At 38.6% G+C, this 21,195-nt stretch carries 17 protein-coding genes, 1 pseudogene and 1 riboswitch; of the genes and pseudogenes, 6 read left to right on the top strand and 12 right to left on the bottom strand.

Annotated elements, in window-relative coordinates; all coding sequences use genetic code 11:
- Positions 1-351: 351 nt before the first annotated feature.
- Positions 352-1,233, bottom strand: coding sequence for a GT-D fold domain-containing glycosyltransferase (locus tag ACZ9AO_RS14130; RefSeq protein ID WP_476109284.1), 882 nt, complete (start codon positions 1,231-1,233; stop codon positions 352-354).
- A gap of 51 nt (positions 1,234-1,284) precedes the next feature.
- A complete protein-coding gene (locus ACZ9AO_RS14125) occupies positions 1,285-2,085 on the bottom strand; it encodes a glycosyltransferase (protein ID WP_476109283.1) in 801 nt (266 codons plus the stop codon).
- 1,195 nt (positions 2,086-3,280) lie between these two features.
- Between ACZ9AO_RS14125 and ACZ9AO_RS14120 the strand changes: the two genes are divergently transcribed.
- Genes ACZ9AO_RS14120 through ACZ9AO_RS14105 form a run of 4 tightly spaced genes read left to right on the top strand, consistent with a single transcriptional unit; the run spans position 3,281 to position 7,355 of the window.
- Positions 3,281-4,582, top strand: a complete 1,302-nt coding sequence (locus ACZ9AO_RS14120; RefSeq protein WP_476109282.1) for a nucleotide sugar dehydrogenase — start codon at positions 3,281-3,283, stop codon at positions 4,580-4,582.
- Positions 4,579-5,550 (top strand): NAD-dependent epimerase/dehydratase family protein, encoded by a 972-nt coding sequence (locus ACZ9AO_RS14115; RefSeq protein WP_476109281.1) that lies wholly within the window; start codon positions 4,579-4,581, stop codon positions 5,548-5,550. The genes ACZ9AO_RS14120 and ACZ9AO_RS14115 overlap by 4 nt, the downstream gene beginning before the upstream one ends.
- Before the next feature lie 3 nt (positions 5,551-5,553).
- Positions 5,554-6,489 (top strand): NAD-dependent epimerase/dehydratase family protein, encoded by a 936-nt coding sequence (locus ACZ9AO_RS14110; protein WP_476109280.1) that lies wholly within the window; start codon positions 5,554-5,556, stop codon positions 6,487-6,489.
- On the top strand, positions 6,486-7,355 hold the full coding sequence (locus ACZ9AO_RS14105; RefSeq protein WP_476109279.1) for a glycosyltransferase family 2 protein: 870 nt from the start codon (positions 6,486-6,488) through the stop codon (positions 7,353-7,355). Before ACZ9AO_RS14110 ends, ACZ9AO_RS14105 begins: the two co-directional genes overlap by 4 nt.
- Before the next feature lie 146 nt (positions 7,356-7,501).
- Here the strand turns inward: ACZ9AO_RS14105 and ACZ9AO_RS14100 are convergent.
- Both ACZ9AO_RS14100 and ACZ9AO_RS14095 read right to left on the bottom strand, forming a co-directional pair.
- Positions 7,502-8,840: pseudogene (locus ACZ9AO_RS14100) on the bottom strand (IS1182 family transposase).
- Positions 8,841-9,156: 316 nt separating this feature from the next.
- Entirely contained in the window at positions 9,157-9,684 is a 528-nt protein-coding gene (locus tag ACZ9AO_RS14095) for a DUF4309 domain-containing protein (protein ID WP_476109353.1), read from the bottom strand.
- Positions 9,685-10,169: 485 nt separating this feature from the next.
- Between ACZ9AO_RS14095 and glpT the strand changes: the two genes are divergently transcribed.
- Positions 10,170-11,531, top strand: coding sequence for a glycerol-3-phosphate transporter (gene glpT, locus ACZ9AO_RS14090; protein WP_034307225.1), 1,362 nt, complete (start codon positions 10,170-10,172; stop codon positions 11,529-11,531).
- A gap of 279 nt (positions 11,532-11,810) precedes the next feature.
- Here the strand turns inward: glpT and aspA are convergent, their stop codons facing one another.
- The gene (gene aspA / locus ACZ9AO_RS14085; RefSeq protein WP_034307227.1) at positions 11,811-13,241 is read right to left on the bottom strand and encodes an aspartate ammonia-lyase; all 1,431 of its coding nucleotides are present in this window, start codon (positions 13,239-13,241) and stop codon (positions 11,811-11,813) included.
- Between the two features lie 23 nt (positions 13,242-13,264).
- A complete protein-coding gene (locus tag ACZ9AO_RS14080) occupies positions 13,265-14,254 on the bottom strand; it encodes an asparaginase (protein WP_095392140.1) in 990 nt (329 codons plus the stop codon).
- Between the two features lie 230 nt (positions 14,255-14,484).
- Here ACZ9AO_RS14080 and ACZ9AO_RS14075 point away from each other — a divergent pair, with 230 nt between their 5' ends.
- A complete protein-coding gene (locus tag ACZ9AO_RS14075) occupies positions 14,485-14,859 on the top strand; it encodes a helix-turn-helix domain-containing protein (RefSeq protein WP_476109278.1) in 375 nt (124 codons plus the stop codon).
- A 469-nt stretch (positions 14,860-15,328) separates the two neighbouring features.
- Here the strand turns inward: ACZ9AO_RS14075 and ACZ9AO_RS14070 are convergent, their stop codons facing one another.
- The 6 genes from ACZ9AO_RS14070 to ACZ9AO_RS14045 form a co-directional block, all read right to left on the bottom strand.
- Complete coding sequence (locus ACZ9AO_RS14070; RefSeq protein WP_162878727.1) at positions 15,329-15,496, bottom strand: hypothetical protein; 168 nt, start codon at positions 15,494-15,496, stop codon at positions 15,329-15,331.
- 300 nt (positions 15,497-15,796) lie between these two features.
- The gene (gene mmuM, locus ACZ9AO_RS14065) at positions 15,797-16,759 is read right to left on the bottom strand and encodes a homocysteine S-methyltransferase (protein ID WP_476109277.1); all 963 of its coding nucleotides are present in this window, start codon (positions 16,757-16,759) and stop codon (positions 15,797-15,799) included.
- 3 nt (positions 16,760-16,762) lie between these two features.
- Complete coding sequence (gene mmuP, locus ACZ9AO_RS14060) at positions 16,763-18,142, bottom strand: S-methylmethionine permease (protein WP_476109276.1); 1,380 nt, start codon at positions 18,140-18,142, stop codon at positions 16,763-16,765.
- Between the two features lie 83 nt (positions 18,143-18,225).
- Positions 18,226-18,328: riboswitch (SAM riboswitch) on the bottom strand.
- 673 nt (positions 18,329-19,001) lie between these two features.
- Positions 19,002-19,610 (bottom strand): flavin reductase family protein, encoded by a 609-nt coding sequence (locus tag ACZ9AO_RS14055; RefSeq protein ID WP_251539985.1) that lies wholly within the window; start codon positions 19,608-19,610, stop codon positions 19,002-19,004.
- Between the two features lie 18 nt (positions 19,611-19,628).
- Positions 19,629-20,237, bottom strand: a complete 609-nt coding sequence (locus ACZ9AO_RS14050) for an alpha/beta hydrolase (protein WP_048679844.1) — start codon at positions 20,235-20,237, stop codon at positions 19,629-19,631.
- Positions 20,237-21,184, bottom strand: coding sequence for a ring-cleaving dioxygenase (locus ACZ9AO_RS14045; RefSeq protein ID WP_476109275.1), 948 nt, complete (start codon positions 21,182-21,184; stop codon positions 20,237-20,239). The genes ACZ9AO_RS14050 and ACZ9AO_RS14045 overlap by 1 nt, the downstream gene beginning before the upstream one ends.
- Positions 21,185-21,195 lie beyond the last annotated feature (11 nt).

Genomic DNA, 21,195 nt, shown 5'->3' with positions numbered 1-21,195 from the left:
TGGAAAAGCACCCTTACTTCAGGTGCTATTTTGATTGTGGTTATGGAATTATAGTATTCTGACTCTAAGATACTACTATATTTACTTGTGAGGCTTCTTATTGGGTACTGCCCCCAACTCTTTAGCAGCCTTTTTACCTGCCTTTGCAATCTTTAATGCTAGTTCTTTATAAAAAATTCTTCCACATCCAAATGAAGTCCAGGATAAAGTTCGTGCAGCGTGCTTAAGGCAAAATTATAAAAAACATCATGCCGTTGTTGAAAAAATTGAGAACAATCCTTTCTTGAAAGGAAAATTGCTTGTTTCAAAATCAGCTAAACAAGAATATGAACGGGCTCCTTTTTCTATTTTCTACATCCCCATCAATTTATCAAGTCCCACGTATTTCTTTAAAAAATCACCTTCATCAAAAAAATATCCTCTTGCTAGACTCTCCATACCATGACCTAAATCAAAAGCGACTTTTCCTAGCATCTCTTTAATGTAACCAGCTAATATGATCGCATTTGTTCCAGCTGCTAATAAAGCTAAGTCAAAATCATAATTCGCGATCTCATCCTTTGCTCGTGGTATATCTTCAAATTGGTTGACGATTACGGATCCAGCCACTTCAAAGTTTAGCTCGGCTTTTAAGCTACTATTAAGTGCTTCCTTCACTTCGTCTGCATAACCGCAAACAATCAATAACTTCTTCCCTTCTAACATTTTGCGGAATTTTTCTCTTTGTGAAAACATAACTACTCTCCGGGTATATGCTTCAAAACAATACTTCCTCCAAATATCAAGCGTATCAAAGACCTTTTCTGTAAACTCACCTGCATCATTTTCCCATAAAATAGTATTATATCCAACGATATCAGACACATTGACTGCATCGATAGCCATATCCCGGGCATCCGTATTCGGGAAGATGATACCTCGATGGTAATGCCCCCTCCCAATTCTAGCACGTGAGGTTATCACTTCTGGATTTCTCATTATTTCTGCTTGTGACAATAGATGATATTGAGCCATAACAAATGCCTCTGTCGCACCGACTGATATGACGGAATAAGGAATTTTATTTTTCAAAGCAAATGAAACCTTATCCAATACTTCCCCGCTGGTTAGCATTTGTGTGCGCAAACTAATTCGACTTTCCTCATAGCTCCACTCAATATCCATTAAATAATCTTTGATATACTCAATGAATTGCCCGGCTCTAATGGTAGATGTATGTTTTTCCCTCACCATTTGATAGCCTCGTTCTGTAATAGCATTTCTTTCTTCTTCATGCTCTAAATACTAAAGGGCTTTTTCTAGGTAATTATCCTCGTTGATTTCGACAAATGTTTCTCCCTCAATAAACCCTAAATCCTCCAGTTCTCTTGATCCACTCGCCAACAAAAGCGTTTTGCTTGCTGGAACTTCAAAATACTTGGCAATGGGAAACTTATATCTAGAATCATCGGTAAAAAACATTTTCGCCTTATTAATCTCCATGGAAAAATATTTTCCAACTAGTGATTTTGCCTCCTCTTCCTGATCATAATCTCGATATCCTGGGTGTTGATTATGAACGAAACCAGGGTATCCTCTCATCTCCGTATCAATTTTATACCTTAGAGGATAAGTATACTCATCCACAGCACCCATAAGTAAAAAGTCTATTTCTTTATCCAACTGATAATCTTTAAACTCTTCAATATTAACATGATTGGGGAGCCACCGAAATTTATATAGTAATTCTGGAAAATAAGTTTTAAAAGCATCTCTATAAAAAGAAAAAATTATATCGATATCATTTTCATAAACAAACCGACGAAACTTTTCTTGATCTCTTTGTATGTCCCAAAACAATATGCCTTTAGGGATATTGACATATTTTAAGTCATGTAGTGGTTTGTTCCAAACTACATCATCAAAAAAGATAAAATCAGGTGTGAAATTTAGACTATTTATCACATCCTTAATATTTGTCTCTTCTGTTAAACAAGGAACCTCTACATCATGATGATTCATTACTTCTTGCTTAAAAAAGTCTCCATAACGAATGACATTTTTACTGGTATCGTTAGTAGAATACAATATTTTTAATTTACGCATTTAACCACTCCCATTTACGTACTTAAGGTATATAGTGAACACTTATAATTAAAGAAAATTCTCTATTTTTCGATACAAACTTTTATCCTAAAGCTTTTTGAATAAACCGATACTTGGTTTAAGGTTAGCTTCGATAATCATCTGGGTCTGTTAGACCAATATATAAACCTAGAACACTTGCATCTAGACAATAACCCCCTAGATGTTTTGCCTCTAAAAGTGCAATACTATCGATTTCGATATTTTTCAAATCTATTCATGTCCTTTATCGATGCCTTTTCGAGTGCATGTTTCAGCGTGAGGATTTCTTTTGCTACATTCGTAATGAAAAAGTCACTCTTTTCCAAAATGAATAATTTCCATATATTGTTCATTTTCCGTATGAAAACACTAGTCTACGCAGTTTTTATCCACTGATTAAGGCTGTCATACACCATCCTATTCAAAGTTTGTATAATTGTTAATCCACTTTTCATTTTTTCAATGAATCTCATAAACGAAACTTTCTGGAACTAAAAGTGTAAGGATGGCCGTCCTGATCCAATTAATATATTACTTGGAACGGATTTTGAAAGGGAATAGAAAGATGGGATGTCGAAAAAAGAAGGACAACTGCAGACATGATTGTTTATGTCGCCTGCTAAGAACATTCAGGGGTGAAGAAGTGAACATTAACAAAGTCTTGAGATTATATTACGGGAGAGCTAAATCGTGTTAGAGATTGCTGCGCAGGAATTATTGTTCCTGATAGCGTATTTCCTCCTCTTGGAACCTGATTAAACAATTCAAGAAGTGCTTTTCCACGACATCTGAAATGGGTGTAAAGAATAGCTTCAAGGCTTCAGACAAATATTCCAAGCCATAGTAGTAATCATGTCCATTATTGCGATGATATCCTACTTTGCCTGCTTATTCCCTTTATTTAAAGTTGTAAGTGTAATTACAACGAACAAGAGTTGCCTCCCAAAAAAATCTACATTATAAAAAATTTCGTTAAAAAAGGAAAAAACTTCACATATGAAAACAAGGCTATTTTACATATCTATATCAGCAATCGCCTTTATTCACATTTACCTAAATGCCGTTAAATGTCAATATAAACTAAACTATTTTGTTTTTTTGTTATATTAGACTATTTCCTTTTACATTTAACGGCATAGGATAAACAAAATAATTATAAGTGGGGGAAGGAAATATGTCAGAAAATATAAAGCACAATAATGCCCATTTTAAAAAGGTAGGGATAATTGGCCTAGGTTATGTAGGTTTGCCTCTTGCTCTACTTTTTGTAAAAAAGGGCTTTGATGTCATTGGTATTGATGTCAATCAAAGCAAAATTGAAAGCCTGAAGCAAAATGATTCATATATCCCCGATGTTAGCTCTGACCAAATAAAAGATGCAACATCCTCTGGGAAATTTACTGTTTCCTCTAATTATCAGAGTGCTGAAATGGTCGATGTGATCATAATTTGTGTACCAACACCTTTGACTACTTTTCACGAACCAGATTTAAGCTTTCTTGTTGATGTAGGTAATTCACTTGTTCCACACTTAATAAAGGGACAATTAGTTATTCTAGAAAGTTCAACCTATCCCGGAACAACGAGAAAGGAGCTCCTCCCAATTTTAGAAAAAAGTAAATTACAGGTAGGAACTGATTTTTTTCTTGCCTATTCTCCTGAACGTATTGACCCTGGAAATAATCTTATGACTGTAGAGGAAATTCCAAAAGTAATCAGCGGTGTAACAAATCAGTGTAGTGAGCAAATTTATAATTTGTATAGCCAAGTTTACAATCAAGTTGTTACCGTGTCTTCAACAGAAGTGGCGGAAATTACTAAGTTGTTAGAAAATACTTTCCGATTTATTAACATTTCTTTTATCAATGAATTCGCTATCCTTTGTGATAATTTAAACTTAAATGTTTGGGAAATTATTCAGGCAGCCAATACAAAGCCATATGGATTTACTTCATTTTTTCCTGGTCCGGGTATAGGGGGGCATTGCATTCCTGTTGACCCTCTCTATTTGCAATGGATAGCGAAACAAAGTGGGACAGACAGCCAATTCATTGAAATATCAAATAAATTAAATCATGACATCATCCAGTACATCGCTGAACAAATTGAAACCACTTCTTCTGAAAAAAATCCTCGTATTCTCATTTATGGTGCCGCCTATAAAAAAGATATTAATGATGCCAGAGAGTCTTCTATTTTTCCAATCATTCAAAGGCTGAATAATTCTAATTTCCACGTATCCTATCATGATCCATTTATCTCTGAAATAACTTTTAATGAAAAAAAAATGCAGAGTATTCCTTTAACAGAGGAACAATTACAACTAGCAGACTGTATACTGATTTTGACGGATCACTCTCAAATACCCATTCAAAAAATATTAGACCATGCAAAGGTAGTTTATGATACAAGAAATATAACGCAAGGTCTGACCGGGAATGCCAAGGTCATTCGATTGGGAGGTGGATCCCGGTGAAAGTGCTTGTTACAGGTGGGGCTGGGTTTATTGGTTCACATATTGTAAAAAAATTGATTGAGTTGAACCATACGGTGATCACTTTAGATGATTTATCTACAGGGAAAAAATCTTTTCTTAGTGAAGTGATGAACCATCCAAATCATACATTTGTGAATGGTTCGGTTTTGAATCGAAACCTTCTTGAAAGCTTAATCGACCAGTGTGAAATCGTATTTCATTTAGCTGCCGTGTTAGGAGTGAAGAATACAGTCGAAAATCCACTAAAGGTGATCGAGGGTAACATTGACGGAACACGGAACGTTCTAGAACTCGCTTATCCAAAAAAGATTAAAGTCATTTTTTCATCCACTTCCGAAGTGTATGGAAAGAATAATCAACTTCCATTCAGTGAAAATTCCAGCAGGGTATTGGGGCCAACCACGACCCATCGCTGGTGTTATGCTACAGCAAAAGCACTAGATGAACATTTATGCTTTGCTTATGCGCAGAAAGGACTTCCTGTAACAGTAGTCCGTTATTTTAATGCTTACGGTCCCCGAGCTACGGCCACCCAATACGGGGGGGTGATACCTAAGTTTATAACCTCCGCATTGAAAGGTGAACCTCTCACAGTATATGGAGACGGCACCCAATCAAGATGCTTTACGTATATTGATGATATGGTTACAGGAACGTTGTCTTGCATAGACAATCAGGTTAATAATGAGGTATTTAATATTGGCAAGGATCAGGTTCTATCCATCAACGAACTTGCTGGAAAAATAAAAATATTATGCAATTCACCCTCCCCTATTATCCATATTCCTTATGAAATTGCTTATGGGATTGGCTATGAAGATACACAAAATAGAATCCCAGATTTGACGAAGGCTAATAAACTGCTGAATTTTTACCCTTCAATCGATATTGAGGTAGGACTAAGAAAAACAATAGCCTGGTATAAAGAGAATTTAGAAAAGGAGTAGGCTATGAGAGTACTAGTGACGGGCGGAGCTGGATTTATAGGTTCCCATATTGTTGATTTGCTCATTGAATCTGGACATGAAGTAATTGTGATTGATAACTTAAGTACTGGAAAAAAGGAGTTCATTCATAAGAAAGCGACCTTATATTTGTTGGATATTCACTCACCCCAATTAGAAGAGGTTTTTGCCAAAGAAACACCCGAGTATGTCATTCATCAAGCAGCACAAGTTGATATCACCAAATCAATTCAGGATCCAGCTGCCGATGCTGATACTAATATCCTTGCTACCATTCGTTTGTTGGAATGCTGTCAAAAATTCAATGTCCAAAAATTCATTTACGCTTCATCCTGTGCTGTATATGGAGAAACCAACGATTGCAGCATTCACGAAAATTTTATCGTGCAGCCTCTCTCCTTTTACGGTGTATCCAAGTATACTCCAGAGTTATATATTCAGCTCAATCACAAACTTTACGGAACTCCCTATACGATTCTTCGCTATGCCAATGTGTATGGCCCCCGTCAGACTCCAAAGGGTGAGGGCGGTGTGATTGCTATTTTCATGCAAAAGGCATTAAAAGGTGAACAACCGGTAATTTTTGGGGATGGGGAACAGACGAGGGATTTTGTTTATGTGAAAGATGTCGCATCAGCAAATCTCTCGGCTTTAACAAATGGAACAAATGAAATAATAAACATTGGTCTTAATAAAAAAACAAGCATTAATAAATTACATGCTTTAATTTCATCCATGTTTCTCGATTCTGCTTTGCCTATATATCTTCCTAGACGCAACGGGGACATTCAATACAGCAGGCTGAATAATGAAAAAGCACTACAGAAATTGGACTGGAAGCCCAGTTATGAGTTGCTTGAAGGTTTACGAGAGACAAAGTTGTTTTACGAAAATGATTGTTCTAAAGGAGGTAATTCATGATGGAAAGTAAGGTAACAGTTGTAATCCCATTTTATAATCCTGGTGCATATATACTTGAAGCACTGGATAGCGTTTATGCACAAACGTATAAAGACTGGAAGATTATCCTAATAGATGACGGCTCAACTGATGACACCGTGGTTAAGATTAAGGATTACCTGGAAGATCCACGAATCAAATTGGTTAGGCACTCACAAAACATGGGACAGTCTAAAAGTATGAACTCCGGATTAAACCTAGTTGAAACTCCTTTTCTAATTCAGTTGGATGCAGATGACTGGTTTTACCCTTATACACTGGAAGTGTTATTAAAGGAAACGGAAACGGTTACGAATCCTGATGAAATCGCTGTGTTTAGTGGAAATATAAACCTAGTAAAAACAAGTGTGGATAGTGAAGCCACTCGAAATAGTAAAAAATTTAAATTTAATCCCACTACAAAAAAACTAGAGTGGCTAAGACCTAGAGTGAAAAGTAGAGTAATAAAAGGGCGCTCATTTCAGGAGCGATATGAATTTCTCCTCGCTAATAGTTCCGTATGGCCTCGTTTTTATCGTACTACTGCATTGCAACTTATTGGCGGTTGGCCAGTAGATGATCCCTATGAAGGTCGTTATGCAGAGGACATAAGAGTTCTTTCTCGGCTAATTGAGCATTATCGCTTTCATTGCGTGGATAAAGCATTGCTAAACCATCGTCGGCATGACAAAAATCAAACCAATGATATACAAGTTTATCGGGATATTATGGAGTGGACAGTACGCGATACATTAAAGCGATGGGGCGATGAATATGAGCCCATCTTTACCATAACGAAAGAAGGGTGGCCTATATTTACCGGACTTAAACCAAAGAGTAAAAACTAATCAAACATTTGTTTGATTCAGTTTGTAGACAAAAGGGGCTCGGAATTATAAAATTCCGAACCCCTTTTGAAATTCCCTTTGATTTTTCGCCTAAAGTTAAGAGATGGGGGCTTTACGAGCCCACCATGTTAGGCCATTTTCGGACCTTACCATGTCCAATTGGCCATCTTCTTTACATTCATGGCAGCGAAAGTAAGCATCGCCTGCATCGACAATTTTTTAAGTCCCCTTAAAGTAGTCCAACGCATACCATTCTTTTCTTTTACATCTGCGAATACACGCTCAATCGTTTCTTTACGCTTTGCATATATAGTTTTTACATCTTGATGATGACGCAGATGATCTGCTTCATCCATATGTGTTTGCCAGATATGACGAGTTACCACCTTTTGACATTCTTGACTTTCTGTACACCGAGATAAAATGAGCAAGTTGTACAAATGTGTTTGGGCGATTTGTACTCTCGATAGCCCTCTTTATTTGTTGTTGAGTACTTTAATAGCTAACCCGTTGGGCAAAGGTAACAATCAAAATGTTCATCGTATACATAGTCCTGTTTGCGGAAGAAACCTTCTTTTGTGCGAGGGCGTGTATAAGTAAAGCCGGTATAATTTCTTTGTTAAATAGGTAGCTTGTAATCGCTGGTGTTTTAAAAGCTGCATCTGAGCCAACGGCTTCCAGTTTTCCAACTTTCTCAATCACTTGTTCAACTAGTGGCTCTAAAATTTGACTGTCGTGTGTATTTCCAGGTGTTACAATCGTTCCCAATACAAAGACGTGGCGGTCTGCAGCCGCGTGGAATGAATAGGCAAACTGTTTTGTTCGTTCATCTTTCACATAGTAGCCACTCTCAGGATCCGTAGTACTTTCTTTAATTGCTTTGGTTTCTTCCTTATCAAGTTTATCTGGTAGAAAAGGCTTCTTTCCATGGTTTTCACGATCTTGATTTATTTCATCTTGAAGACGTCCTTGATATGCTCGTGTTTCTTTGTGTACGATTTTCTTTTCAAATTTGCGCTTATTCGCATTGGCTTTCACATGTGTGGAATCGACGCATACGTGTTCAGCACTTTTTAACTTTCTATCAGCAGCTGTCATTAAGATGCGATAGAAAATCTGTTCAAACAGGTCTGTATCTTTAAAGCGTCGTTCATAATTTTTCCCGAACGTTGAGAAATGAGGTACTTTATCATGGAAACCATAGCCTAAGAACCAACGGTAAGCCATATTTGTTTCAACTTCTTCAATCGTTTTACGCATGGAACGAATACCGAAGGTATATTAAATGAATGTCAGTTTTACTAAAATAACTGGATCAATACTTGGGCGTCCTATCTCTGAATACATATCTTTCACCAAATCATATAGGAAAGCGAAGTCAATGGCAGCCTCTATTTTACGAACCAAATGGTTCGCTGGCACCAGTTGATCTAAAGTAATCATTTCTAGTTGGTCTCGCTGGATAGAATCATGTTTTGAAAGCATCCTCATCATCTCAAGTTTTAATATTTCTATTTTAAAACAAAAAGACTCTAGGCAAAAGGGCTCTATCTAAAGGTTAAAACAAGTTGATTGGAAAGGAAGGTATGAGACTCCTGCGGGAACATCGTGTCTATGGGAGACCCCACAGGCGAAAGCCGAGGAGGCTCCCGGACTGCCCGCGGAAAGCGAGTGCCTGGAGTGGAAAGCAACGTCCAGATTGTACAAGCCATAAAAAAATGGAGACAAACTCGATTTTCATCGAGTTTGTCTCCATTCTGAATCGCCCCTGTAAAAAAGGGGTCGATCGTTTTTTGACTTATTAATCTGGTGCAAATTCAACCGTATACATATTCAATCTTGGATTTGGGTCAATCCAGGCGCTTTCAAACACGAAGACCACTTTATAATTTGCGTAATCGGTATAAGTGACATAGTACATCCCTTCTTGCTCCACTTCACTTACCGGTTCACCAATCAATTCCTTCAACATGGATAAATGAATGGTTTGCAATTGCGGATCAAAATCATCAATGGCGGTAATCGTCTTTCTACCTGTTGAACCGTCATAAAGGAATCGGACATTCCGGCTCCAATAATTGGCTGCAACAGTACTTAAATCTTCCGGTGCCCCCCAGGCTTTTTCCACTTTCATCAACGAATCACCTACAGAAAAAGGTCCACTGCTAATGGATTGTTGGGATTCATAGGCTAAGCCCATAATCTTCCTAATCAAAAGGTCCGGCGTGGATTGCGATGATATTGAATCTGATGAAGCATAAGCAGCCTGCACACTAAACATGAGAAATGCGAGCATTAGAAATGTAACGCTTCGGATAAAACGATTCACTTGTTTCAAAATATCCTCCCTTTCCATATGGAAGTGACTGATTACATTATTTTAACAATCTTAAAAAAGATGAAAAATTGCGCATGTCATTCCATTGGTTTTTACCATTACCATTAATATTCATTGGAACATTAGACATATACCATTCGTTAAGAAAAAATTTTCAAATGAAATATAACCGATTAAGCCATTTCAAGTGAGCCGCATTTTATCCTGATCTAAAAACTGATGCCAAAAAAGACTCAGTCAGTAACTTGACGTCAATGGCTCCTTCTTTGTCCGAATGGGCACAAAAAAATGTTGACAGCGTTTTCTTATGAAGATAGTATAATTATTACAAGTTAACGATGGTGGAGATTTGGAGACTCATGCTTTAATGGGACCTTTTAACAAAAAGGTTACTATTTTGGTATGGGTTTTTTTATGTGTCATCATCATTACTTTATTTAATTAGGTTCAAAAATATCATATTAAGGAGGAATTGGATGCTCAAATTATTTAAGCCAGCTCTACCAGTTGAAAGATTACCGGAAGGAAAAATAGATTCTGAATATAAGAAACTCAGATTACAAGTTTTCATCGGGATCTTCATTGGATATGCAGCGTATTATTTAATTCGTAAAAACTTTTCCATGGCAATGCCATATTTAAAGGAGGAAGGCTATACAACTGGAGAGCTAGGACTTGCATTATCAGCTATCTCGATTTCATATGGGATAAGTAAGTTTGTAATGGGAACTGTGTCAGACCGAAGTAACGCGAGGTATTTCTTGCCAGTAGGTTTGATACTTGCTGGAATCGTCAGCTTACTTATGGGACTTGTCCCATTTTTCACATCATCGGTTACAATCATGTTTATCATGTTATTCATTAATGGGTGGTTTCAAGGAATGGGCTGGCCTCCATCAGGGAGAGTCCTTGTTCACTGGTTCAGTGTAAGTGAAAGAGGAGGGAAAACGGCAATATGGAATGTTGCCCACAATGTGGGTGGTGGCCTAATGGCACCATTGGCCATTGCAGGTGTCTCCATCTTTGCAACATTAATGGGTTCTTCATATGCAGGTTATGAAGGAATTTTTATACTACCTGCTCTAGTTGCCATATTAATAGCAATCATATCATTTATCTTAATACGTGATACACCACAATCAGTTGGATTGCCGCCGATTGAAGAGTATCGTAATGATTTTCCAAATAAAATGAAAAAAACGTTTGAAACAGAACTGACAACAAAAGAGATATTATTTAAATATGTATTAAATAACAAATGGGTCTGGGCGATTGCGATTGCAAACATCTTTGTATATTTCGTCCGTTATGGGGTACTTGATTGGGCACCAACCTATTTAAGCGAAGAAAAGGGCTTCAACATGGACGAGTCCAGTACGGCTTATTTCTTATACGAATGGGCAGGTATTCCGGGTACTTTATTATGCGGCTATATCTCTGATAAAGTTTTTAAAGGCCGTCGGGGACCTGCTGGCGTTGTCTTCATGCTAGGAGTATTAATCGCAGTCCTTGTTTATTGGTTTAACCCTGCAGGCAACCCAATGATTGATATTATATCCCTAATTGCGATTGGATTCTTAATTTATGGGCCAGTAATGTTAATAGGTCTGCAAGCACTTGATTTAGTTCCCAAAAAAGCTGCAGGCACTGCAGCAGGACTGACTGGCTTATTTGGATATCTAGGTGGATCTGTGGCGGCTAATGCCATTATGGGATATGTAGTTGACTTTTCAGGCTGGAATGCAGGTTTTACATTAATTACGATTTCTTGTGTACTGGCAGTAGTGGTCTTTGCATGTACTTGGAATGTTCGAGGACAGGAAGTAGTAAAGGGCTAATACAGGCATATTATTGAGCTCAAGTTTCCCCATCCCCCTGGATATCTTCTAAGGGGGATGGATTTTCTATTATTAGTTAAACCCATCCATGATTAGATTGACGCCTTGCATTGACTGAATATTCAGTTATCTATGGCGAAAAGCAGTTGACGGACGTTTGTTTGACATACTTTATTGAAATGCATATAAAAAATGACCATGCCTTTATACCAACGGTCCTAAAGGCATAGTCATTATATCAAAAATCATATAGATTCATGTTTTCTACCAAAATACTGGTTATTGCCGATCAAAAAGAGAAGCTCCCGCTATTCCGGGTTTAGTCATCTCATAAGGATTTAGAATCAGATCCAATTCTTCTTCTGTCAACACATCATATTGTAAACAAAGTTCGCGAACTGACTTCCCTTTCAATATCGCTTCTCGGGCAATACGTGAAACCACTTCGTACCCAAGGTGCGGATTGACTGCAGTAATCACTCCGACACTTTGTTCGACATAATCTTTTAAATGCTGCTCATTAGCCTCAATGCCTTCCAAACAATAATCTGTAAAGACATTGAAAGCATTGTTCATAATGCTGATTGATTGCAACAAATTGAATACAAGCACTGGCTCCATTACGTTCAACTCTAGTTGTCCCGCTTCTGATGCTAAGCAAATCGTATTATCGTTCCCGATTACTTGGAAAGCGACTTGATTAATTAATTCTGGCATGACTGGATTTACTTTACCTGGCATGATGGATGAACCTGGTTGACGGGCTGGAAGTGTGATTTCTCCTAATCCCGCTCTCGGTCCTGAAGCCATCAAACGTAAATCATTTGCAATTTTAGACATATTCATCATACATACTTTCAATGAAGCTGAAACCTCAGTGTATGCATCCGTATTTTGGGTTGCATCTACTAAATGTTCTGCTCCTACAAGCGGCAAGTTACTGATTTCAGCTAAATATGTAACAACGTTTTCAATGTAACGCGGATCTGCGTTCAATCCCGTTCCCACTGCTGTTGCTCCCATATTCACTTCATATAAATGTTGACGTGATTGACTTATTCTTTTTATATCCCGATCCAAAACGCGACTGTAAGCCTCGAATTCTTGACCAAGGCGAATCGGCACTGCGTCCTGAAGATGTGTGCGTCCCATTTTGATAACATGATCAAATTGTTTTGCTTTTTTCTTTAAAACCGTACTCATCTTGGTCATTGTTTGTAACAATTGCTCCAAAAGACGCAGTGTTGATAAATGAATGGCAGTTGGGAATACGTCATTGGTTGATTGAGACATGTTAACATGGCTATTTGGGCTAACATGTACATAATCACCTTTATTGTGTCCCATAAGTTCTAACGCACGGTTGGCAACGATTTCATTAATATTCATATTCATCGATGTCCCCGCACCGCCTTGAATTGGGTCAACGATGAAATATTCATGCCACTTTCCATCGATCACTTCTTCAGAAGCTTTGACGATAGCGCTTCCAATACCATCATATAACCGTTTGGTATCCATATTCGCTAAAGCGGCCGCTTTTTTAATCATGGCCAGTGCACGAATCATTTCTTCATTGACTTTGTAACCGGTAATCGGAAAATTTTCCACTGCGCGTAAAGTTTGTATACCATAATAAACATCTGCTGGAATTTCCTTTTCCCCAAGAAAGTCTTTCTCGATTCGGTATGTTTTCTCTTCTATCAACATTTCCTCTTGCCCCTTTGTTTGTTCTAGAATGTAATGTCCTCTGCAATCGGTGTTTCCATCATTTCCTTCACTTTTTTAGGATCCTGCGTCTTCGCTAATATCCACATCAACTTAGGAACGATGGCTTCTGTATTCATATTCCTGGAACGAATGATGACATTCTTGTTCACTTTTCGTCCCACTTCGTAAATATCCATATCTTCCCCTTCTTCTAAGCATTGGGTAGTAATGACAACGGATATTCCACATTGTACTAACTCATTCAATTTCTCTAAAATGTTTCTTCCTTGAAATGGAATACCACCGCTTCCATAACTTTCAATTACGATTCCCCGACATTGATTTTTCAGGAAATCAAAGAATTCAGGCTTAATACCGGGATGCAGCTTGACTAAAGCAACATCAGTACATAGGGAAGCATCCAACTTAGCTTCCTTATTCTTTGGTGAATGAACTGGCTTTAGATACTCAATTTTATCTTTGAATATGGTAGCAATATAAGGATAGTTAATACTTTCAAACGAATCATAGCTTTTCGTTCTCAATTTAATGGCCCTCGTACCCTGAATGACTCTGCCATCAAAAACAACATATACTCCTCCAATATCTTCACAAGCAAACCGGATCGCATCAGAGATATTCCTTTTGGCATCTGTCTTTTTAAAGGCAATCGGGACCTGAGAACCAGTAATGACGATTGGTTTCCCTAAATCTTGTAACATATATGAGAGCGCAGCAGAAGTGTAAGCCATTGTATCTGTTCCATGGGTAATCACAAAGCCATCGTAATCATGGTAGTGCTCATGGATGGATTGTGCCATTTCTGTCCAATCTTCCGGCTGCATATTTGTACTATCAATATTCATCAAAGGCTTACTATCAATCTGACATAGTAAATCCAATCCCGGTAGGTGGCCTAAAATTTCGTCAGCTTTCATTTCTGGAACAAGTCCATTTTTTCCTTCTAACGATGCAATTGTACCACCTGTAGTAAGCAACATCAACTTCTTCATTTTTGATTTTAACTTTTCCAATATACTACCCCCTAATAAGCCTCCCTGTTTCACTATCATTCTAATCATCTCAGAAAAGGATGTTTCCGCTGTAAATGTTCATGTAACGCGTACAACACATGTTATTATAGTCATGTTTCATAGTGAAATCAAGCGAAAGTTATTCATTACGCGTACACTTTTTTCAATATGATGTTATAATGGATTTATATAAAAGGAGAGTAATAATAATGATTTTAAATAGATTGACTACATTAAGGAAGGGCAAAAGATGGTCTTTGCAATATACCGCTGACAGACTCGGAATCGCCAAGAGTACCTATGCCGGTTATGAATCGGGCCACCGCCGCCCTTCATTGGAAACGATTAATTTATTGGCAGGCTTATATGATACCTCAACTGATTACATTCTGGGTCGAGTAGGTTATCCATCTAAGGATCTGGATAATGAGTCACCTCAAGTCATGGAATTAACGGATTTACCAGATATGGAGCTTGCTGTAGATGGAATTTCTCTTTCTGAAGAGGAAACAATTCAATTTATCGCTTTTATTAGAGCTAAACGGGAAGTGGAAATAAATCGCGATAAACAAAATGAAACATAGCAGACATTGAGTTTAAACTGGCATTTGGTTATACTGACTGGCATGTTCATTATAACTGTAAAATACCGCGGCTTTCATCAATTAGGATAGGTCGGTTCTCCCATTTTGAAGTTGCACGTAATTATATCTGTGTTTAGAAATTTAAATTTTATTAATTATTATATAGAAGAAAGTCGGTTTTTCAAAAAATCATCCAGCTTCATGTTTCTGTTGTCCTCTTTAAACTTATTCATTTTCCATCAAGGGAAGATTGATTGAAGGTTTATCTCTAATTTTCCCTCTTTATCTATTTGCAATGATAGAAAAAACATGGCAAAGATCATGGTTTCCCCCGATGAAATAATCAAAAAAAGAAGCAACATGAAGTGAGAGTTATGTCTTAATTCATGTGCTTCTATTAATGGAATCCTTAAAGAAATGGAAAATTGCTCAATATAATGTCTCAACAGATGTGCTGCATCTCCATATCTTAAGGCATCTCATCTTCTTTTTCCCGATTCTTGAAAGCTTCATGTGTGACAATATCTTCAATCTGTTCATACTGGCGGCTGTGTTCCTTCTCTTCGCTAATTCTATTATTGGGTAAATTTCCTGGATGTCCTTTTTCTTTGTGATTAAAATTTTTACCACGACTCATAACGCATTCTCTCCTTTCCATTCATTGTTTGTATAGTTTTCCCAAGCACGAAAAAAATATGATTTAATTTCTCTTTTTACAGTTTTTGCAGCAGGGTTGGTTTACCTGTAATACCCAGCCAATCTTGCGCGACTTATTTCTGAAGTGCCTAAAAATTAATAATTCAAACCTTTTCAAAATTACTCGAATCTGAATAAAGAGCTCAAAAAGAACAGGAACCGCCAGATTCCTGTTCTTTTTGTTTATAGGTTTCCCGACTACTTGCATATTTAATAAAAACATTTTTGATAACAAAAAAGGCTAGGAGAACGTTACCACGGAAGGTCGCCACTTTCTTGAAATGCCCGCAATATGATGAGGAGCGGTTCTGCAACATCCTCCAATTATACTTGCCCCCGCATGGTGCCAATCTTCAGATTTCACATCGAGCCTATTACATGATTCCGGACCATGCCATGTTTTAGTTTCTGGATTATAGGTTTCACCGGAATTGGGATAAACGATAATTGGTTTATGCGTGTTTGCACGCAACACCTGTATGGCTCCCGTGACAACTGATACAGGCGCACAGTTGATGCCAATTGCGGCAATTTGCTCACTGTCCCCGAACAATCTGGTACACTCCTCCAGCAATGTACCGTCACTTATCGCTTTTTCATTTTTCAAAGAAAAGGATAGCCAAGCATAGACTTCTGGATAATCCTTCAATAATGAATGTAATACTTTTGCTTCTTGCAAAGAAGGAATCGTCTCAAATGCTAAAATGTCAGCTCCTGCTTCAATCAAAGCTTTTATTCGTGGGCGATGAAATGCCGCTAAAGCTTCATCTGAAACACCATAGTTCCCAACATACTCTGAACCATCTGCTAGATAAGCTCCATAAGGCCCAACTGATCCAGCAACCAATGGCTTAGGTCTAATCGTTTGATATTCTTCCTTCCAAAATTCATCTCTTGCTTGTCTTGCAAGTAAAACCGTTTTCCGGATTAGATCCAATGCCTCTTTTTCTTGTATTCCGCGGAGGGCGAAACCTTCAACCGTTGCTTGATAGCTTGCCGTTATCGCACAGTCAGCACCAGCTCGAAAGTAGTCAGAGTGAACCTGGTAAATCAATTCTGGATTTTCAAGCAATACACGTGCAGACCACAGGGGATCGTCCAAATCACAACCATGACTTTCAAGCTCTGTAGCTAAAGCTCCGTCCAAAATCATGACTGAATGATCTCGTAAAATTGCTTCAATTGGGTTAATTTTATTCTTCATTGTCTACTCCTCTTTTCTTAAAGTTTGTGTCAGATAATAACTTACATAGCAAAACAAAATAAACGGAATGCCACAATATAGTGCAATTCTTTGTGTAGGATCAAATGCAATTCCTATGCAAGAAGCAAGACATAGCATAAATGAAACGATTGGTACGAATGGATATAATGGTGTATGATAAGCCAAATCATTAACTGAGTTTCCTTCGTTTATATATCGTCTGCGAAATAGAAACTGTGACGCGCTAATACTCATCCAAACTATAACCACGGCTAGTCCAGAAATGGATACAAGCACTATATATACAGTATCCGGCGCAATAATACTCGAGAAAAGTGCTAAAACACCGCCCAGCATACTGAAAAGGACTGCATTCAAGGGAACACCCCGTTTTGTCAATTTTGCAAATATTGGTGAAATAGTTTTCTTATCTGCAAGTGACCAAAGCATCCTGGATGAGGCATATAGTCCTGAGTTTGCAGCAGACAAAATGGCAGTTAATATAACAAAGTTCATAATATCCGCTGCATATGGCACTCCAATTCGTTCTAGAACGGCAACAAAGGGGCTCTCTAATACGCTTGCATCCGAAACAGGCAATAATGCGGATAAAACAACGATGGTACCTACAAAAAAGATAATCAATCTCCATAATGTCATACGGATTGCCTTTGGAATCGTTTTTTCCGGATTCACAGTTTCTCCAGCTGCAACTCCGATCAATTCAGTTCCAGAAAATGCAAAATTCACAGCGAGCATTGTCATTAGAATGGCAAAAGCACCATTTGGAAATAAACCTGCACTTGTAACATTGGAAAATAACGGAGCTGATTGTGCGTTAATCATTGGAATAAAACCTACCATTGCCGCAGCTCCCAGAATAATGAATATCACAATAGCAAATACCTTAATAGACGCAAACCAGAATTCGGATTCAGCGAAAAACTTAACGGTCCACGCATTTAATGCCAAGACCAAAATGGCAAATAGAGCACTCCATATCCAGACACTGATTGATGGAAACCATCGCTGCATCAACAATCCTGCAGCCGTGAATTCCGAACCTAGTGCAACAGTCCAGGTTAGCCAATACAACCAGGCTACTGTATACCCTGTCCCTGGTCCGATGTATTTGGCTGCGTAACTATGAAAAGCACCTGTCTCGGGCATATGCACTGACAGTTCACCTAGACATAGCATGACTAGATAAACCACTAATGCACCAATCAGATACGAAAGGATGGTTCCGAACGGACCAGCCTGTTGAATCGTATAACCCGAACTTAAGAATAAACCAGTTCCAATCACCCCGCCAAGCGATAGCATTATTATATGCCGTGCTTGCATTTGCCTTTGAAAATCATGCTTCCTTTTGTTCTCCATACTAACTCTCCTTAATCTTGCATCCAGAAAAAACGAAAACGCACTCTAAAAAAGAGTGCGTTACTGACAAATAAACACGTACGGTCTTATCTATCAAGGTTTCACCCCCTGGAATTAGCACAGTGTCTATGTAGACCTGTTGCTGAGGTTTCATAGGGCCAGTCCCTCCACCTCTCTGGATAAGAAATTATTTTTTTATAACTTTATCAATCTATGAAAAAATTGTCAAGTTTTGTTTCGGAATGTAAAGACTTCCTTTTAAATGCTAACGATCATGGCTGGGGCATTAATATTAAATTGTTTTTGGAACAAGCGCTAAGCGTATTATAATGGCAAATAAAACTAACCGGGGTCATGTTGGTCTTAAAAATGGCGACATCTTAAAAGATTGTCGCCATTTGGACGTTGATTGGAACGTAGGGCACTCGCTTTCCGCGGGCGGTCGGGGAGCCTCCTCGGCTTGCGCCTGCGGGGTCTCCCCTGGACGCGCTTTTCCCGCAGGAGTCTCGCACCTTCCGTTCCAATCAGCTTTGTCTTACCTTTTGATAGAACACTTTTGCCTAGAGTCATTTTTGTTTTAAAATAGAAGTATTAGAACCTGAGGTGATGAGGATCTTTCATGATTCTATTCAGCGAGATCAACTTGAACTGATTACTTTAGATCAACTGGTGCCACCGAACCATTTGGTTCTTAAAATGGAGGCTGCCATTGACTTCACTTTCATTTATGACTTGGTGAAAGATATGTATTCATAGGGAATTTCAAAAGGGGTCCAGAATTTTTTAATTCCGAACCCCTTTTGTCTACAAACTGAAATGGCGACATCTTAAAAGATTGTCGCCATTTTTTTCTTTTTCCTTAAGGACGTTCTATTTCAAATAATTCCCCTAGTTTTGTATAAGTATGACCGGCTAATCTCGCTACAGGTTTTAGCCCGTTCGGGTCAATACGGCCATTATGATAAATATCTTGCTCTATATGATAACAGACTATTTTCCCTATCAGTAAATCACAACCAGGTTTATTCTTGGAACCTGCCAATGGAATCGATTGCTCTAATGTACATTCGAACCGCACCTTCGCTTCTTCCAATCCTGGTACGGATACCTTATCACTAACAGCCAGCGTGAAATTAGTAAGACCCAATTCACTTTCTTCAGATGGGAGTTCCTTGGCCGTTCGATTTGCATCAGCAACATTATTTTCGTCAGTGATATGAACAACGAACTCACCTGTTTGAATTGCATTTCGGGCTGTATCCTTTGAAACTCCTTCTTTCCGTTGAACAGAAATGGAAATCATCGGAGGATTTGAACTGACTATGTTAAAAAAGCTGAACGGCGCTATATTGATTGTACCGGTTTCGGATTGTGTCGTAACCAGCGCTATAGGTCTCGGTATAATGCTTCCAGTCAAAAACTTATAATTATCCCGTTCAGTCAAACTTTCAGGATTAACAGAAATCATCTTCATTCCCTCTCATTCTTATAAAAAGTTCTTTTGAAACCATAAACCTGCTGCATCAACCTCTGAACGTGTCAACTGATGACCGTAATTTTCCCACTGAACTTCAACTGTAGCGCCAGCTTGCTGTAAAAGTTGATTAAGTTCATCAGTTTCTTCTGCCGGGCAAATCGGATCGTTTTTACCTGCAGCTATAAATACAGGTATATCTGAAAGGGACGGCAAAGCGATCCCTCGTCTTGGAACCATTGGATGATGAAGAATCGCTCCTTGTAATGCCCCCTCGTAATGGAACAGCAAACTTGCCGCTATATTTGCACCATTGGAATAACCTAATGCCACCACTCTGTCACGGTCGAAGTCATATTTTCCAGACGCTGATTCCAAGAAGTCATAAAGCTCCTTCGTTCGGAAAATCAAATCCTCTTCATCAAAAACCCCTTCAGCTAACCGTCGGAAATAACGGGGCATTCCATTTTCAAGTACATTTCCCCGTACGCTCAGTACGGACGAACCCGGTGAAACCATTTCGGATAATGGCAAGAGATCTGTTTCCGTTCCTCCAGTGCCATGTAAAAGCAGTAGTAACGGAGCTTCTGGATTACTTCCTTTTTGAAAAATATGTTTCATCATTTATCCTCCTCTAGTACTCTCGGCACTGCCGGCAGTAACGTTTTTTCCATAACTTCCCGCTTTTCTTCCAACCATGGCGGCAGCATTAATTTACTGCCCATCGTTTCCTTCGTTTCATCATGAGCAAAGCCAGGTGGATCTGTGGCAATTTCAAAGAGTATGCCTCCATCTTCCCTGAAATAAATGGCATCGAAGTATTGTCGGTCTGTAAAGGGTGTCACACCATAGCCATGGTTACCGATATGCTCCCTCCATTCTTTATGATCTTCATTATCGCTCGCACGCCATGCAATGTGATGGACAGTTCCCACTCCGATTTTACCGTTTGGTAAAACCGTTTTTTTAACATCAATCAAATTTCCGATATCCGATGTGGATTTGAAGCGGATGAAATCGCCCTCTTCCCCAATCTTTTGCAGGCCCATCACTTCCTCTAATAGTTCCATCGTTTTGATCGGTTTTGACGTCAATAATACAGCACCGCCGAATCCCTTGACCGCCTTATCAGCTGGTACACCGCCGAATGACCATTCGCTATTTTTACCTTCTTTACGCTCAACCAGTTCAAGTTGCAAACCATGTGGGTCTTTGAATTCAAGATATTCCTCACCGAAACGTGAAACCTTTTCAAAGTCTATATTAAATTTACCCAAACGCTTTTCCCAGAAGCCCATTGAACCCTCCGGAACGGCATATGTTGTAATCCCCACTTGTCCGGAGCCAATTGTCCCTCGGTATGCCTCAGGCCAAGGAAAGAAAGTGATGATTGTGCCCGGTGAACCGGATTCATCTCCGAAATATAAATGATAGGTGCCTGGATCATCAAAATTAACGGTTTTCTTCACCATACGCATTCCCATTACTCCAGCATAAAAATCCACATTGTCTTGAGGATTGCCTACAATTGCGGTTATATGATGTATCCCTGCATTTTGCTTTTGCATGCCGATTACTT

It is taken from the genome of Peribacillus sp. TE19612 (assembly GCF_056279465.1).
Note: the sequence above shows the minus strand (reverse complement) of the source record. Positions and strands in the feature narration are given on the sequence as shown.